This window comes from Rhizobium sp. BK379 (genome assembly GCF_014193955.1).
Classification (GTDB): Bacteria; Pseudomonadota; Alphaproteobacteria; order Rhizobiales; family Rhizobiaceae; genus Rhizobium.
In genome coordinates this window covers 180,631-197,490 of record NZ_JACIAD010000010.1, presented here as the reverse complement: position 1 = coordinate 197,490, position 16,860 = coordinate 180,631, and the positions used below count along the sequence as shown (strand labels likewise).

The 16,860-nt window shown below is 57.5% G+C and carries 12 protein-coding genes; 6 read left to right on the top strand and 6 right to left on the bottom strand.

Going from position 1 to position 16,860, the window contains the following annotated elements; genetic code table 11:
- Positions 1 to 256: 256 nt before the first annotated feature.
- Positions 257 to 1,612: an ATP-binding protein gene (locus FHT93_RS32710; RefSeq protein WP_162728499.1), complete on the top strand. Its 1,356-nt coding sequence runs from the start codon at positions 257 to 259 to the stop codon at positions 1,610 to 1,612.
- A gap of 230 nt (positions 1,613 to 1,842) precedes the next feature.
- Here the strand turns inward: FHT93_RS32710 and FHT93_RS32705 are convergent, their stop codons facing one another.
- Positions 1,843 to 2,946 (bottom strand): FAD-dependent oxidoreductase, encoded by a 1,104-nt coding sequence (locus FHT93_RS32705; protein WP_183851224.1) that lies wholly within the window; start codon positions 2,944 to 2,946, stop codon positions 1,843 to 1,845.
- 292 nt (positions 2,947 to 3,238) lie between these two features.
- Here FHT93_RS32705 and FHT93_RS32700 point away from each other — a divergent pair, with 292 nt between their 5' ends.
- Positions 3,239 to 4,558, top strand: a complete 1,320-nt coding sequence (locus FHT93_RS32700; RefSeq protein WP_281413617.1) for an MFS transporter — start codon at positions 3,239 to 3,241, stop codon at positions 4,556 to 4,558.
- A gap of 25 nt (positions 4,559 to 4,583) precedes the next feature.
- Here FHT93_RS32700 and FHT93_RS32695 read toward each other — a convergent pair whose 3' ends face one another.
- The 5 genes from FHT93_RS32695 to FHT93_RS32675 all read right to left on the bottom strand — a co-directional run bounded on the left by FHT93_RS32695 (position 4,584) and on the right by FHT93_RS32675 (position 11,566).
- A complete protein-coding gene (locus tag FHT93_RS32695) occupies positions 4,584 to 7,121 on the bottom strand; it encodes a two-component system VirA-like sensor kinase (RefSeq protein ID WP_113206449.1) in 2,538 nt (845 codons plus the stop codon).
- Entirely contained in the window at positions 7,078 to 8,091 is a 1,014-nt protein-coding gene (locus FHT93_RS32690) for a cytochrome c peroxidase (RefSeq protein ID WP_210299465.1), read from the bottom strand. Before FHT93_RS32690 ends, FHT93_RS32695 begins: the two co-directional genes overlap by 44 nt.
- A gap of 29 nt (positions 8,092 to 8,120) precedes the next feature.
- Positions 8,121 to 8,843, bottom strand: coding sequence for a response regulator (locus FHT93_RS32685; protein WP_183851222.1), 723 nt, complete (start codon positions 8,841 to 8,843; stop codon positions 8,121 to 8,123).
- A 362-nt stretch (positions 8,844 to 9,205) separates the two neighbouring features.
- Positions 9,206 to 10,807 carry a GMC family oxidoreductase gene (locus FHT93_RS32680; RefSeq protein ID WP_183851221.1) on the bottom strand — a complete coding sequence of 534 codons (1,602 nt, stop codon included), beginning with the start codon at positions 10,805 to 10,807 and terminating at the stop codon, positions 9,206 to 9,208.
- 171 nt (positions 10,808 to 10,978) lie between these two features.
- Positions 10,979 to 11,566, bottom strand: coding sequence for a Urease operon accessory protein (locus FHT93_RS32675; protein ID WP_183851278.1), 588 nt, complete (start codon positions 11,564 to 11,566; stop codon positions 10,979 to 10,981).
- A gap of 531 nt (positions 11,567 to 12,097) precedes the next feature.
- Here FHT93_RS32675 and FHT93_RS32670 point away from each other — a divergent pair.
- The 4 genes from FHT93_RS32670 (at position 12,098) to FHT93_RS32655 (ending at position 16,765) form a co-directional block, all read left to right on the top strand.
- Positions 12,098 to 13,567 carry a sodium:solute symporter gene (locus tag FHT93_RS32670; RefSeq protein WP_112542216.1) on the top strand — a complete coding sequence of 490 codons (1,470 nt, stop codon included), beginning with the start codon at positions 12,098 to 12,100 and terminating at the stop codon, positions 13,565 to 13,567.
- A gap of 294 nt (positions 13,568 to 13,861) precedes the next feature.
- Positions 13,862 to 14,371: a cytochrome P460 family protein gene (locus tag FHT93_RS32665; RefSeq protein ID WP_183851220.1), complete on the top strand. Its 510-nt coding sequence runs from the start codon at positions 13,862 to 13,864 to the stop codon at positions 14,369 to 14,371.
- Between the two features lie 241 nt (positions 14,372 to 14,612).
- Positions 14,613 to 15,623: a 2-dehydropantoate 2-reductase gene (locus FHT93_RS32660; RefSeq protein WP_112542155.1), complete on the top strand. Its 1,011-nt coding sequence runs from the start codon at positions 14,613 to 14,615 to the stop codon at positions 15,621 to 15,623.
- Between the two features lie 200 nt (positions 15,624 to 15,823).
- Positions 15,824 to 16,765 (top strand): NAD(P)-dependent oxidoreductase, encoded by a 942-nt coding sequence (locus FHT93_RS32655; RefSeq protein ID WP_112542154.1) that lies wholly within the window; start codon positions 15,824 to 15,826, stop codon positions 16,763 to 16,765.
- Positions 16,766 to 16,860: the final 95 nt, after the last annotated feature.

Here is a 16,860-nt window from a genome sequence, read left to right as displayed (position 1 = left end):
CCGTAGGGGGTTACGATAGGTCTTCTCGTCGGTCGCTTCGAAAGTGCTTGGCGCTCCGGTGTGAAGACATATTTGAGGTAGGGCCTCGCAGCAGGGATCGACACTAGACGGCAATTCACTTGTCACTAGACTTTGGTCTAGGTTGTCGCAACGGGTTGATTGTCGATGGCCCTATACTTTGCTGCCGCAAGAATTCTGCGGCGTACTTCATTACAGACGAAACATATTTCCAGAGAACTGAAACGATGCTGCGGTTTTGCAGCAGCACTTCTCCCTGCGACTTGGCCCCTGCTTCTCGTCTGAAGATGGACAAGTCTTTCATCCGTTTGCCATCAAGCGCATTGAAGAGAAACCGATGACCGGGCGATTTCGTTCTTCTGTGACCACAATTTCCACCGACGCCGCATGGCGCGTACCGCCAAGAACCTTGCGCGGGCGGCTGCTGTTCATCCTGTCCGTCGGTCTCGTTTTTGCTCATGGCGGTCTGGCGGTCGGCCTCTACAACGAGGTGCGGCACCCAGCCCAGCCGAACGGGGCCGAACAACAAGTGTTAGCCGTACCGACCGAACTTGCAGCGCTCGACGATCGGCAGACGCCGCTGCAGGTCACGCGGGAAGAGGCAAGCGCTGATGGGGCGGGGATGCTGGAGAGCAGCGGCTCAGATGCTGTTTCCCCTCCCCCGCCCGAGATTTTGCCCCCTCGGAAGATTCTCGTAGCCGGTAACACAGAACGCCAGACCATGGGACCGGCGATGGCAATGATTGCAAGTCATGTTGTCTTCCTGCTGGTGTCTGCAGGCATGTTTGCCTACGCCGTCAGAAAGTCGATTTTGCCGCTGACCCAAATCACCGCGGCAGTGGAGGCGCTCGATCCAAATCGCCCGGGCGAACCGTTGAAAGAGGGTGGCCCTCTTGAGGTTGCCGCGGTGGCGAAGGCCTTCAACGCCATGCGACACCGAATCTCGCAACAGTTGGACGAGCGCATACAGGTTCTGTCGGCATTCTCCCACGACATGCAGACCCCGATTACCCGCATGCGACTGCGCGCTGAATTGGCAAGCGATTTTCCGGAAAAGGAAAAGCTCCTCAGAGATCTCGATGAGACTGAGCGGCTGGTCCGCGAAGGCATTGCCTATGCCAGGAATGCGCATGCGAATGAAGAGGGCTTCGCACTTGTCGATTTCCGCTCATTCATCGAATGCCTCGTGCTTGATTATCAAGACACTGGCCGGACTGTTTCCATCGCCAATTCCGTTACCGGTCCGATCGTGACCAAGCCGCGGGCCTTGAGACGAAGCCTTTCGAACTTCATTGATAACGCGCTAAAATTCGCGGGAGCCGCCGAGGTCAGCGCCATCCGCTCACATCGCGATGAGATCATAATTACCGTATTGGACCGGGGGCCGGGGATCGCCGACGAACTGCTGGAGGCTGTCAAGAAGCCTTTCGTGCGGGGCGGCCAGATCGCCAGCGAGGGAATTCCCGGCAGCGGTCTCGGTCTGGCGATCGCCCAACAGTTAGCCGCGACGTTCGGAGCAAGCCTCAATTTGCGAAACAGGCCGGACGGCGGCCTGATCGCAGAACTGGTCATAGCGCCGGCTGTCGACTGTTAGGAGCCCCAAACGGCTGGCTGTCTTGAGAGCGCGGCGCCTGTTTTCGTCGGTTTGATTGTTCGGGTCGAGCCGTGAAATCTCATTTCATCATGCATTGCCGGCGATGGGCGCAAGCAATGTTCTTCCGAGCGCGAGGGAGGATCGGCCAGAGAGGCGACGCTAGGCAGTTGCGGCACAGCCGACAACAAACAGCGCCCCCAATGCTCTCTCAGAGCCGCTGGGTGATCGATCTAAAGGCTCTGCGCCAGGCGCCGGTAGGACCGCGCGTAGAGCGCGTTTCCGAAGTTGCGAAGCACCAGATTTCGGACAATATCTGCCGCGCCTCTCAGCTTGTCACGCGCATGACATTGCTGCTGGACCCATTCGACACGCCCCTTTCGCCGCGTGTAGAATTCCTCCAGCGCTTGCGCGACTTGACCATTCTGAGCCAGGCAGGCGGCAAGCACGATGGCATCCTCAAGCGCCATCGCCGCGCCTTGAGCCATGCTCGGCGAAGAGGCATGCGCAGCGTCGCCGACCAGCACAAGCCCCTGGTCAATGAAACGACCGGCTGGAATCTCTTCAAGTCTTGCAGTGTGGGCTGTGACCTTATCGTCGAGAGCAGCGATGATCGAGCCCAGCGGATCGCCAAAGTCGGCAAAGCGTGCCCGGAGAACGCCAATCGATCCATCGCCGAACTGTTCCACCGGACAGTCGGCATAGATATAGAGCTCGGAGCGGCTCAAAGGTATGGCAAGGAGCGTCCGTCCTTTTCCCAGCATAGCCGTCCAGGCGTCCACCTGATTGTGGTTTTCGACCACCAAACGCCAGCAAGACATGCTGAGGGGGCGCGGTGTCCTCCCGCCAAAACCGAATTCTCGCACGGCCGAGCGAATTCCGTCAGCGCCAATGACGAGGTCGTATTTGTCGATGCTGCCATCGCTGAAGTGCACTTCTCTGATGCCATCCCGCAACCGGGCCGCGGTGACGGAGATACCGTAGGACACTTTCGTCGTGCTGATCGACGCCTGGAGCGCATCGATCAGCTTGTGCCGCGGCAGTGCGAGGCAGGGACCGCAGTCGCCCCAGACCGTCTGGGTGGCGACATCATTGATGATCACACCGCGTGACGTCAAAATTCTCTGTGCCTCGATTGGAAAGGCGACATCAAAGACGTCCCCCAGTACCCCAAGCATTGCCAGGGCGCGTGATGCATTGCCCAAGAGGAAGATGCCCTGACCGGTCGTGGGGGAGATACTGCGCCGCTCGACGATGTCGACCTCAAATCCTTTCAGCTCGAGCGCTCTTGCCGTAGCAAGTCCGGCAATACCGGCCCCGACGATCAGAATCTTCATGACTGGGTTCCCATTGTCGCGCGGCCAGAATGACCACTTTGCAATACGCCTAGGTTAGGATGAAATGTTGCGCCGTCGCTTCAAAAACCTGCCTTGGTATTTCATCTGTAGCAAACTGCCGCGTTCAGCACAGATTCGAGGGGAATTGGCCCTCGGATAGTGCGGTTCTTTCATCTGTAACCGAATTTCACTTTTCCCGCAGGTACCATCGACGTTAGGAGCCTATACGCTCCATCAAGGCCCAATTGGCGTCGCATCAAAATTGACCCGCTCAGAACAAACCGAAGCCGACATGCAATGGAATCGGCATTCGACCCGTCCTTCAAGACGCCGAGACGTGTTTCGGATGCTTTGTCTTGCGTCCGCTGGCGGGGCTTTGGAATTTTATGACTTTGTAATTTTCGTCTTCCTTGCCGAGGCGATCAGCGTGCTGTTCTTCCCGCCTGATATGCCGACATGGCTGGCGATGATACAAACTTACGGCATATTCGCCTCCGGCTACATTTTCCGGCCTCTCGGAGGAATAGTGCTTGCCCATTTCGGCGACATGTTTGGCCGCAAGCGCGTCTTTGCATTCTCAATTCTGTTGATGGCCGGCGCAACGCTCGCGGTCGGGCTTTTACCGACCTATCAGAGCGCCGGGATTGCCGCACCCCTATTGCTCGTCGTCCTGCGCATACTTCAGGGTATTGCAATCGGCGGGGAAGTGCCCGGCGCGTGGACATTTGCGGCCGAACACGTTTCCTCGCGTCGTGTGGGCTTTGCATGTGGCCTGGTGTGCGCCGGGCTTGGGGTTGGGATTTTCCTGGGCGCATCCCTTACGGCACTGACGACGATGATTCTGCCGCCCGCCGACATGTTGAGTTACGGATGGCGGTTGCCTTTCATTCTCGGTGGTGTCTTCGGCCTCATCGGGATGCGGCTTCGCCGCATGTTGCATGAAACGCCGGTGTTTGTGACTCTAAGAGCAAAAAAACAACTTGTTCCCGAACTGCCTCTGGCCGTGGTCGTGAAGACCTATCGGCGGAGCATCGTTATTTCTGTCCTTTGCACCTGGATCCTGTCGGCTAGTGTCGTGATGCTGACGCTGATGGTCCCAACAATCCTGGAGGGATCTCACCATGTCGACCATCAAGTTGCGCTGATCGCGACAACGATAAGCGCGATGTCCCTCGTGGTCGGGGTGGTTTCAGGCGGACTGCTTTTCGATCGGATCGGCGCGGCGCGGTTCTTCATGGTCGGAGGCCTTTTTTTGGCCATCGGCGGCTTTGCTTTTTACAATATTTCTACGCCAGCCCCGGCCCAGGTCTTTCTTTCGAGCGCCATAATCGGCTTTTCCGGCCTTAGTGCCGTTGGAGCAGCCGTTGTCATGGTCTCATGCTTTCCGCCCCCAGTCCGTTTTTCGGGCGTATCTTTCTCCTACAATGTTTCCTACGCATTTTTTGGTGGCCTGACACCGGTAACGCTCGCCACGTTCTTGACGATCTCGTCGCTTTCGCATGTGTTTTACCTGCTCTTCGTCAGCGCGCTCACGATGGGCCTGGGTGTTTACTTCTTGGTTCGGCCCGAGGCCTTGACCGACCGGCAGCAAGTCTCGACCACTAAAAGGTAAAATACTTTACCGGAAACCTGGCCGGCTATCGGGGGACCTCGGGGCGCGGTTGCTTGTTCCCAATCAATTCGAACAGCGTAGCAGCAAGGCGGTTGGAACTGATGGGTTTTCGCAACATTGATATGTCGGCAAAGACGCGATGATCGGCACCGGCATGCTCCGGCTCAACGATAAACACCGTGGTGGTCTGCCCGAATTCGCCGGCGATATGTCGCAGGTCCGGCATGACTTGCCATAAATCGAGATCGAGAAGGATCAGGTCGGGCGCGCGCGCGCTTTCCGACACCCAGTCCTTGAGCGCTGAGAGGCTCTCAAAGCCGACAGGTTCATATCCGAGCGCGGCAATCTTTTCCTCGTACATCAGACGCAGATTGTGATCGCGCTGGCCAAGCAGAACCATTTCGCCATTGCCAAGCGGAACCGTCCTTTCATTGAAAAATTGTTCCAAAGGAACGGGTGCTGCAGCGCTCACCGGGAAATAGAGATTGAAGGTCGTGCCTTCGCCCTGCCGACTTTCCACGTCGATCCTGCCGTCCATCGCAGTGACAAGGCCGTGAACAGCGGCCAGACCGAGGCCGGTTCCGCCTCGATTCACTCGGGTCGTGAAGAAAGGCTCGAAGATGTACGGGAAAAGGCCGGGTGCGATACCGGTTCCATTGTCTGTCAAGCCGAGAAGGATATAGCGCCCGGCGGTAATATTGCCATGCGAAAGGGCAATGTCGGCAGAAAACTCTGCCATCTGCGCCGAAATTTGAATCCTTCCATTTTCGCCCGTCGCCTGCGCGGCGTTCGTACAGAGGTTCATTATCACCTGCTGAAGCTCGATCGGATTGCCGGCGACCGCCGGCATGTTCGGCGCGATAGTGCTCGATAGCTGGATAGTGTCCGGAATCGACATTTTCACGAGCGGCACGATGTCGTCGATGGCCTCCTTGACGTCGAAGGGCCTGCTTACCCGCTCGCGCTTCCGGCTGAAAGTGAGAATTTGATCGACAACGTGCTTCGCGCGCAGGCCGCTCGAGACAATCTCCTGAATATATTGGCGCGTACGTGATGGTGCCTGGTTGAGCTCCAGCGCCATTTCCCCATAACCCATTATCGCGCTAAGCGCGTTGTTGAATTCGTGCGCAATGCCGCCGGCGAGCGTGCCGACTGCTTCCAACCTTTGCGCATGCTCAAGGCGCCCCTCCAGCTCCTGCCTTTCCTTGCGCTCGCGCTTTCCCCTCAAGCTATGTGAGAGTGCGACGATTGCTTGCCCGAGCAATCTTATTTCGTCGCTACCCGGTTTCTTGCGAATTTCGGCATGTTCGAGGAAGAGCAATCCGACTTTTCCGGCGTCTATGCTCGTCGCAACGACTGAACCGGCACTGAGCGAACCTTCGGGAAGTGCCTGCATCTCCGAGCGCTGCAGATTTTGGTAAAAGAAGCGATCCCAGTGAAGCTTCTCCGCCATGGTCGAAGCCGATATCTGGTCCGAAAATCGGGCGGTAAGACCGGCCAAGGTCGGCGCCTCCACATTTCCGAAGCTCTCAACAACCGATCGAGAACTCGTGTCGACGACGACGAAAGCATATCGGCTTGCATCAAAAAACTCCGCCACGATGACAAGCGAGTCCATGACAGCATTCGCGACCGAGTCGAAATCATCGCTGAAACGCTGCTTGATATCCGCTATCAGATTTTCGAGATCGAGTTGCTGGGTCAACCGATTGGTCTGACTGCGCAATCGGTACACGAGGATAGCGACGTAGATGCACAGCAGAACGGAGATCGAGCCCAGCAAGATCCTGCTCCAGGCCGAGCGAACGCTGATGACGCCGAAGGCATCGAGATAATGCTTCTGCAGGAGTTGCGCCTCGACGGGCGTTTGCGATGCCTGGATCGAGGCGATCGTGCCATCGACCGCCGGCAGCGTCGCGAGGATCATGCGGGCATGCGCGACATAGGTTCTGACTTCGGCGACGTTTGCGGCATCGGAGCGAAGTATGGCGCCAAGTTGGTCCTGGATCGAACGAGCCAGCCGCTCGCCGGGATCGGCTTCAAAGCGCATCATCATATTGCCGAGATCGTTCGACCGCCCCAGCGCCTGTTGGATTGCCGGATCAGTGCTGGCATGCAGTTCGCTGAGCAACTGGTTTGCTATCGTAAGAGAGTTCTGCAGGATCGCGTTGTCCGTTTTGAAACGCTCGACCAATGCCTCGTCCCGGTCGATCGACTGGGCGAGCGCGGTCAGTTCCCGATCGAGGTCGGAGACGTTCTCGACACCGCTTTCCGGGAACGTCGCCCTTAGCCTGCTGAGCGCAGCATGAAGGTTGACGATCGATTCGACCAACGGATCATAATTCCTGAGCAGCCCTGCTCTTGCCCGCAGCACGTCGCGCTGCAACGAAGCATGATTGACATCGATAGCCCTCAATGCCGTCAGTATCGCCTCGTGCGTGTCTCGTGACGGAACGCGTCCGATTGCCAGCAGAGCGAAGCAGAATGCACCGATGACGAGTACGGCGATACGCCATAATTCAATCGTTGCTCGACGCTGGGGCCGGCTGGAGCTTGTGTCCATTGTACTCGCCCGTAAGAGTGTTCAGGAACGCCACCAGGGACTCCACATCGCGCTGACTGAGCGTGCGCCCAAGCTGGCTGCGAGCCATGATTTCGACTGCATCCGACAGTGAAGAGACGCTGCCATTATGGAAATAGGGTGCCGTGACGGCAACGTTGCGCAGGCTGGGGACGCGGAACACGCCTTTATCTGCATCAACTCCAGTCAGTGTGTAGCGCCCGAGATCTCCATCGTTGTCGGGATCAATTGAAGGCGGAGGAGCAAAGATCCCAAACTTCTGAAACATGTTTCCACCGACGTTCGACCCCTGGTGGCAGGATGCGCAACCAAGGTCCTTGAAGAGACGGTATCCTTCCAGCTCCTTCTCCGACAGAGCGTTGAGATCACCGGCAAGGTATCTGTCAAACGGCGCGTTGGGCGTTGTCAAGGACCGCTGAAAGGTCGCGATGGCATCAAGCAGGTCCTCGCGCTGCACCGGACGGCCATAAAGGCTCTGAAACTTGGCCGAATATGCCGGATTCTGGCGTAGCCGCGCGAGCAGATCCGGCCACGTCGCGGCCATGAGGTTGTCGTCGAGCAATATTCGTTCGTTCTGATCCTCGAGCGACGTGAAATCTCCTCTCCAGCCGAGCCGATAGTTATTGCCGACGTTGAAAATCGTCGGCGCGTTAAACCGGTGAACGCGACCCTTGTAGCCGACCGTTCGCCTGACGTTGACGGTTCCGCCGGCGGTCAGGTCGTGGCAACTCACGCAGGCAAGCTTGTTCATGCCCGACAAGATAGGGTCAGAAAACAACAACCCGCCAAGTGCAACCTTCTCGGCATCAAGCCCTTCAGGCACAGTCAGTGGGGCAAGCGGCTCACGGGGATTGGGATTGCGATCGATCGCGTGAACCGCTTCAACGCCAAAGGAAAGACCCAGGGCAATCACCGCAAGAACAGCCTGACGGTTTCGCCAGGTCGCCCACATGCGGAACCTGGCGCCCCGTCGAGAACCGATCACTTGGCTCGCCTGCGCGCTTCAACAACAACGTCGGCATCGAATAGGTAGCCGGCGCCGCGCTCGGTACGTATCAACTTCGGCGCCGAGGCGTCGGCTTCCAGCTTGCGTCTGAGCCGCAGGATGAGAACGTCGATACTGCGATCGAAAATCTCCTCGTCATGCACCCTGCTTGCCGACAGAAGCTGCTCGCGCGACAGCACCTGGCGGGGCATATCGAGGAACGCCGTGAGCAGATTGAATTCACCGGCGGTCAGCTTGACCTCGCTTTCTTCGTTCGAGATCAATTGCCGTCTTTTGACGTTCAGGATCCACTTGTCGAAGTAATAGATCTTGCGATCCTTGCGATCGCTCGCCACCGGGTGAACGCGCAACGCTGCTCTTACACGGGCCAGAAATTCCCGAAGGCCGAAAGGTTTGGTGATGTAATCGCAGGCGCCGAGCTCCAGCCCGACCACCTTGTCGGTTTCGTCGAGCCGGTCTCCGCTGATAATGATGATCGGCGCGTCCGATTTGCCCGATAATGTCCGAACGATTTCCAGCCCATCCTCGTGGCCGAGGTTGAGATCGACAATAACGAGATCCACCGGTTCGGCTTGCAGCACCTGGCCGAGCTGATGACTGTCCTTCACGCCGGTGACACGAAAGGCGTGTTGCGAGAAATAGTCTATCAGAAGGCCACGAAGCTTACTGTCATCATCGACGACCAGAATGTGTTTCACGTTGTAACCCCCAGACACCACTCGAATGAATTCGGCCTAGCTTCGCGTATTGCTGCACGAGATTTCAAATGCATTACAGCCGGCGCGGCTTTGTTACAATTGAAACGCCGGCTGTCGACAAGCGCCAGTGAGACTCAATTTGCACCGCCTAGACGCCAAAACCTCGAGCATCCGACGGAATCGCGGTCAACAGTGGCTCTCCATTTCCTCACAGGCGCAAGCAAAATCAGGCCGGAATTGGCGCCAAAGCGAACTCTTCCTGGCGTGGCCGGCTGAACGTCCAAGAATTGTGGCCCGAGCTATCGGCCCCCGGCAATTCCGATCGGCAGCGCCGCCGACGGAATTGCCGGTCCCATGACCCTTCAGAGCCGGGTTTCGAAAGCGGTCGGGGTCGCGACGCTGCCTGATATTTCCTTCAGCAATATCTGCGCAGCCCGCTCACCGACGACGACACAGGGTGCCATTGTGTTTCCCGTCGGAATCCGGGGGAATATCGATCCGTCGGCGATCATAAGATTGTCGATGCCGTAGACTTTGAGCTTTGCATCCACGACGGAGCATTCGTCCCGCCCCATCTTGGCCGTGCAGGTCTGGTGCCAAAAGGGAACGGCGCTCTGCCTTATGAATAGGTCGAGGTCGTTCTTGTAGGCGCTCCCGGGAAAGGCCTCACATTTTGTCAGCTCCTTCAAGTGCGCCTGGGCACCGATTTCCCGGCTGAGTTCGACCGCTGCCCGTGCAGTCGCCAGGTCTCGCGGATCCGACAAAGCGTTGAGTTGCAGCACGACGTCATCGCGTGGATCGGCGCTGCGTAGTCTGACCCTGCCTCGGCTGCGAGGCTGCGCCAATCCTGCGACCAGTGACCAGGCATTTTGGGGAACGGAATGCTGTTTTGCAAGTTCGGGGCTGCAGACCGGGAATTCGCCCTGGCACATCAGCACATCCGGTGAAGCGCTGTCGGAATGAACCGATGTGTAGATTGTCGCTTCGCTGCCATTGCCCCGTGCTGGCTGCGGCTCGTGATACTCAAAAATGCTCGGGAAACAAAGGTGATCCTGCAGGTTCTCGCCGACTCCGGGAAGATGCTGAACGATCGGAATTCCGAGCCGCTTCAGTTCAATCTCGTTGCCGATGCCGGATTGCATCAAAATGCGCGGCGTGTTGATCGATCCGGTGGACAGCACGATCTGCTGTGAGGCAGCGAAGCGTTGCGGTATGCCGTCGAGCAGAACATCGACGCCGACTGCTCGTCCGGATTCTGTGACGACGCGCTGCACGACTGCGCCGGTGACCAAGGTCAGATTGTCGCGACCGAACACCGGACGCAGATAGGAATCGAAGATGGTTACCCGCTCCAGCCCATCGGCTCGCACGTCCGAGATGGCACAACCGCTCTTCGCCTCCATCATGTAGCCGTTGGGATTTCGGAATTCGGGGATCCCGACAGACTTTGCGGCAGCTACCAAGGCTGGCGCAATCGGATGAGGTCGCGCCGGCTGAAAAACCGCGACGGGACCGCCTTTCCCACGCGCCATGTCCGGGCTGCCGCGGTAATCCTCGATCGTGCCGTAAAGCTTCAAAATCGCTTCGTAACCCCATCCGGCATCCCCCGTTTCGCTAGCGAAGAAATCCCAATCGTGGCGATGACCTCGCGCCCAGATCATCGCATTGATGCTGGAGCTGCCACCCACGACCTTGCCCATCGACATCAGCAGCGATCTACCGCGCAGACCCGCCTGCGGTTCGGAATGGAACGCCCAATCGTGAGGGCCGCCGATATTTTCGGGCCATCGCGTGGCGGTTTCGATCGTGTCTGAATAAGTTATCCATCCGCATTCAAGCAGTAGGACGTTGAGATCTGGATTGTCGGACAGACGACGAGCAACGATCGAACCAGATGTCCCGGAACCACAAACGATGACATCGAAGGAATTGGCCAGCGTTTTCGGGATAGATGCGTCAGGCATTGTGTGTTGTCTCCGTGGAAATGGCATTTGCACCCGGCACCATGGAGGCTCCCAGCGCGAATTTTGCGCTGGTTACCTCCTCGGCGCCGGTGACGGATATTGCGAAACCAGGTGTCTGCCCGGTTATCGATCGGGGGATTGCGGTTACATCTGCAAGGATATGATTGCCGGCTAAAGCCTGCGCAGCTTGCCCAACGTCACGTAGTCATCGACGAGCCGCCGTTCGGCGGCGAATGGGTGATATTCCCATCCTTCATGTCCAAATCCGACAATGGTAACCGTTGCATCGGGATATCTGTCCAGCACGCTGGCGATCACGATGATGCCGCTGCTTGGGACGACATAGGGCGCCGGGTGGTAGGACTGCAGCACGTCATCGACCCAATCGTGCGTTCGTTCGTCGATGACGAAGCAGCGCTTGCCGCTTTCCAGGCAGAACGCATTGAATGCCTGCGTGCCATCGTCGCAGAAATCGTCTAGTTCCGGGTGGAGCACCGCAATGAGGGGTTTCATCGCGGCAAATTTCCTGGGATCACGTACACACCAGATCTCCCCCGCTTGAGCGACAGCTGGATGTGATCGCCAGACGTTTGAGCCCAGCATCGACTTGGCTGGTCGGCCGGTGTTGCAAACCGCAACGACGTCGGTGCGCAGGCCACTGGCGCCACTGGAGCGGCAATCATTGAACCGGACAACCAGATCCGCGGACTCGATAATCGGCGCGTAGCGGCAATCGACGGCGCCATTTCCTACGATCATAATGCGGGTCATGTAAAATTCCTCGATTGAATGGCTCCGTCCGCGAAGGGACCGCAGCCCAATGAGGCAGCAGATCGTCGGGGCGTAGCGGGCAATGGACGGCTAACCGGTCCGTGCCGGCCTCCTGGAGAGGTCGCAAAGCTTGGTTCGGGTCATGAACGCTTCATTGCAAAATCAGAGGAAATCATTGTGTTCGTAACATCACCGTGAGCAGACCCGGAGCACGGAAATCAATTATTACGATCGTAAGACGATTGGCCTGAGAAGAAGCGTCCCTGCCCTGTTCAGTTCGCTTGTCCGGAGATAGTCTGCGAGTCGGCTCCAACGCGGATCCACCCTGGAGCCGCCCCATCGCAACGAGACTGTTCGCTAGATGCCCGCCTCTCTTCGAAGCCCAGTTGGTTTTTCACGGCGACGGAAAAGACGTGGTGACATCCGCACAAACCGCTCGGCCTTGGAGAGCACGTCCCTGCCTCCACTCTGGATTGCCACAGTCGTTGCCCTCGCAATCGACCGGAAGGAGTGCTCGTTGTGAACAGTGCCTTGTGGCTGATTTGCGCAGTCGTAGCGGCGATTTTGATCCTGGCTGCTTGGGGCCGCAATCATCGCCGCGTCAGTCTCGAGCAGTGGGCGCTGGGCGGGCGGCGATTTGGGCCCGTCCTGGTCTTCCTGCTGATGGCGGGGGAAATCTACACCACCTTTACATTCCTTGGTGCAAGTGGATTTGCCTATGGCAAGGGCGGCACAGTATTTTACATCCTGACTTACACCTGCCTGGCTTTTGTCACATCCTACTGGCTGCTTCCGCCTATTTGGCGTTTTGCCAACGAGATGCGACTGGTCACGCAACCGGATTTCTTCGAGCAGAAATACGACAGCCCCGGTCTCGGTTTTCTGGTCACTGTCGTCGGCCTCGTGGCCCTCATTCCCTATCTCATCCTGCAACTCAAGGGCCTTGGTATCATCGCCGAAACCTTGTCCGGGGGCGAGATTTCGAAGTCCAGGGCAGTGATTTTGGGCGCGGCGCTGATGGCCCTGTACGTCATCGCTTCAGGCATGCGCGGTTCTGCGTGGGCCGCTGCGGTCAAAGACGTAACGATCTGGATCATCTGTGCGTTTCTCGGGCTTTACCTTCCCTATCACTACTATGGGGGGATTGGACCGATGTTCGATCAGATCGAGATGGCAAGGCCCGGCTTCTTGGCACTTCCGAATACCGGCGAAACGATCGTTTGGTATTGCAGCACCGTCGCGCTTTCGGCCCTCGGCCTTTATATGTGGCCGCACACCTTCTCCTCCGTCTACACGTCCAGATCAGAGGGTGCATTTCGGCGGAACGCTGTGCTCATGCCGCTCTATTCGCTGGTTATGCTGTTTGCAATGCTCGTCGGTTTTGCGGCCGTCCTCAAGATCCCCGGATTGCAGGGCGACGAAATCGACCTGGCGCTCTTGAAGCTGTCCATTGCCACATTTGATCCCTGGTTCGTCGGCGTGATCGGGGCCGCAGGCGTGCTTACGGCACTTGTGCCGGGTTCGACCATCGTCATCGTCGGATCCACTCTGATCTCGACGAATATTCTGAGAAAGCTGGCACCCTCGATTTCTGACAGGCTGGTCACCGGTTTTACGAAGTGCTCGGTTCTACTCATGACCGCTATTGCAGTGCTTTTCACCTTGATGGGGGGAGAAAGCATCGTTGCCATCTTGATTATGGGTTACAGCATCGTGACCCAGCTCTTTCCGGCTCTTCTTGCGAGCCTCCTGCCGAAAAACCCCTTCACGAAGGAGGGGGCAGCCGCGGGAATAATCGTCGGCGTCGGCACAGTCGGCATCGTCGTCACGACTGGCTTGACGATCGCCAGCTTCTTTCCAAATGCTCCGGCGACGGTAAAGCAGATCAACACCGGTTTCATCGCACTGACTCTGAACGTGCTCGTCGCACTGCTGGTCAGCGTTGCGACTGCCCAACGACAAACGTCTTCGGCGCGCTTCAATCCATAGCTGCGAACATAGGTGTCTCGCGATGCGCTTCGGTGCAGTTTCCCCAAGGCTTCGCGTGTCTTCAATCACCTTGCGATTGCCTCCGCATTACCGGACAGAATTGGGCGATAGCACCATGCTCGCCGCAATCGCGGCCGGTATCACCTCGTGCTGTCAGTCTGATATACACGCCGATTCAAGGTCCTTTGGGCCAGCCCGTACACATTTTGATACATATCGGCGCCTCCCTGAAATTATGCGGATACAATCGCCAGCAATCGTGGCTTCAGATCATCGGTCCGAAAGGAGTCCAAATTGAAGCCCGCACTCCCTGGCATATTTGTCATTTCCGCACTTGCATTTGGCGCCGTCGCGTCCTTTTGCGCGGCGACGCAGTCAGCTCCTGAAAATGCTTCTCCGATCTACGGGGTTACCATTCCGGAAGGCTACAGAGACTGGAAGTTCATAGCGCCGGCTCAGGAAGCGCCGCCGCTTGATGAACTGCGCTCGGTGCTTGGCAACGACATCGCGGTCGACGCCTACAAGAAGGGTACGCTGCCCTTTCCGGATGGTTCGATTCTGGTCAAGCTCGCCTACAAGCGCAAGCAGTCGACGGAGTTCGCGCCTGCGACCGTTCCGGGCGCCGCGACGACTGTGCAGGTCATGGTGAAGGACTCGAAGAAATACCCTGACAGTCATGGCTGGGGTTTCGGAAGGTTCGTAAACGGCAAGCCGGTCGATATTGCCCAGCACGAAACCTGTCTTTCCTGTCATGTCAGCAACGTCGAGAACCACGACTACGTCTTCATACGATATGCGCCTTGAACTTCCGGCCAGACAGGCAAGGCGACGCGGCGATCGCCCGCGTGATCATTGACACGGCCCGATACGACAGGATTGCGTCGGGCGAGGCGATCATCCCGTGACGGGACCGGTTCTTCAAAAGCGACGATTTGATGTCATCACTCAGGTTGATTGACTAAGTCTGTAACGGTTTGGACGATTGCTGTAATAGCGCGGAAACGAGGCTCACCGATCCTGCCGATAGATATCAGCAGGAGGGCATATGCCCGGATTTTTCGACAAAGCCGGTTTAGGCTTACCGATATGTATAGCCGGTGCTGGTGCGATAGGGATTACGGTTGCAGCGCGCCTATCGATCGCCGGCTTTCATGTCCGGCTGGTCGCTCGGGGCGACAGCCTCGCCGCGATCAACAAGCAGGGTATTCGCTTACTGGACAGCGAAGGCGACCATCGTGCGCGCGTCGACGTCGGCCAGGCGACGGACTTTGGCCCGCAGCGGATTTTATTTCTCTGCTCCAAGTCTCATGATTTGGCTGACCTGGCGGCCGTTCTACAGCCGCTCATTTCCGCCGAGACCATCATTGTTCCAGTCGTCAACGGCATACCCTGGTGGTATTTCGACGGCGATGAGGGTGATTGGACCGGTCAAGTCGTGAAATCGGTCGATCCCGATGGGAGACTGAAGAGATTGATACCCTCACGACAGATAATCGGCACGACCACGCTGATCACTGCCGAGCGCACGTGCCCGGGAACAGCACGAACCGCCAACCCGCTGCAGATGACGATCGGGGAACTTGATGACCGATCCTCTGAGCGCACAAATGTCCTGGCAAGTATGCTGAACGCCGCCGGGATCAGCGCCAGGATCGCGCCTCGTATTCGAGATGCAGTGTGGACCAAGGTCGTTCGCAATCTCATTTCCAACCCGGTAACCGCCATCACGGGAGCCACATTGCGCGAAAACTTCGGCAATCACTACCTTGCAGACATCAGCCGACAGATGTTGCGGGAAGTCATTCCTGTGATCGATGCCTATGGCGCCAAGCTTGAAGTCGACCCGGATATCATCCTCGAATCCGGACGAAAGCTTGGAGATGTGAAGACCTCGATGCTGCAGGACTTTGAGAAAGGGAACCAGCTGGAACTTGCATCGATTTGCGATGCCGTCATCGAACTCGCCAACCAGCGCGGGATCCGAATGCCGGTTACAGAGGCAATCACCGGCCTCGCACATTTCAGAGACACCGCTGAACGGTCACATGCCGCCTAGTCGCGGATTACATTCATCCGCTGAACGCCCGACATGCGTAGCAACAGACCGATCCTCCGTCCGCAAGTGCTTTCCCATCCCAGAGCATTCCAGCCATTTCTCACATCTGAAACAAACGAGGCCAGCTGTGAAACATTCCTGCATTCGCACGGCGCGATAGCTCGGGCTCTTCTTTTGTCTCAGACATCGAGGTGACTTTGATGCGTATCGTGTTTTCCGGACATACATTCCCGGACATGCCCGATTATCTAAAACGATCGCTTGCAGGCGACCACGAGATACTTCTGTGGGATGGTGAACTCGCAACTATGCCTTCCAAGATCGATATCCTGATCCCGCGTGCTCAACGGATCGGAGCGGTCGAAATGGACCGCGGTAATGTGAAGTTCATACAACAATTCGGCGTTGGCCTTGATGGCGTTGACCTCGCCGCCGCGCGTTGCAGAGGAATCCCCGTCGCGAACGTTCCGGGAACCGGGGGGAACGCGGATTCCGTTGCCGAGCACGCAATTCTTCTACTGCTGATGCTCTTGCGCCAATGCAATAAAGTTCGAGAAAATATCCGAGACGGAATTCTTGGAGCCCCCATCGGGACCGCGCTGGCAGGTCGTAGCGTCTGCTTGTACGGTCTTGGCGCTGTTGCGAAATCGCTTGCGAAACGTCTCAAGGCGTTTGACGTTCGGTTGCTCGGCTTGACGAGAGCGCCCAGCGCGGGAAAAGCATCCGAATATCACCTCGATCGGTGCTACTCCGCTGAAAATGCAGAAGCTTGCCTTTCACAGTCGGATATCCTGATCGTTTGCGTAAAACATACGTCCGAAACGACAGGGCTTGTTCAAGAGCAGCATTTGCGATGGCTGCGTCCCGGTGCCGTCCTCATCAATATTGCACGCGCCGGGCTTATCGACAGGAAGGGGCTTGAGGCCTGCATCGCAGACGGCCAACTGGGAGGAGTGGGCCTGGACGTATTCTGGACGGAACCCGCCGACGCGCTCGACCCTCTTCTTGCGCATCCAAATGTCATTATGACCCCCCATGTTGCCGGCATTACCGACAGATCCCTGGCCGACATCGCACGAGCGGTTGCGGAAAACATCGAGCGTTTTGCCGTGATGCGGCCCTTGCTGAACACAGTGGACTAACCCGGATCCCCGGCTTTCACCCGTCGGTTTCAGTTGAAACCAACGAGCCTCGCTTAGAAACCGGCCAGTAGTCCCGATAAAACAACGCTGCAATG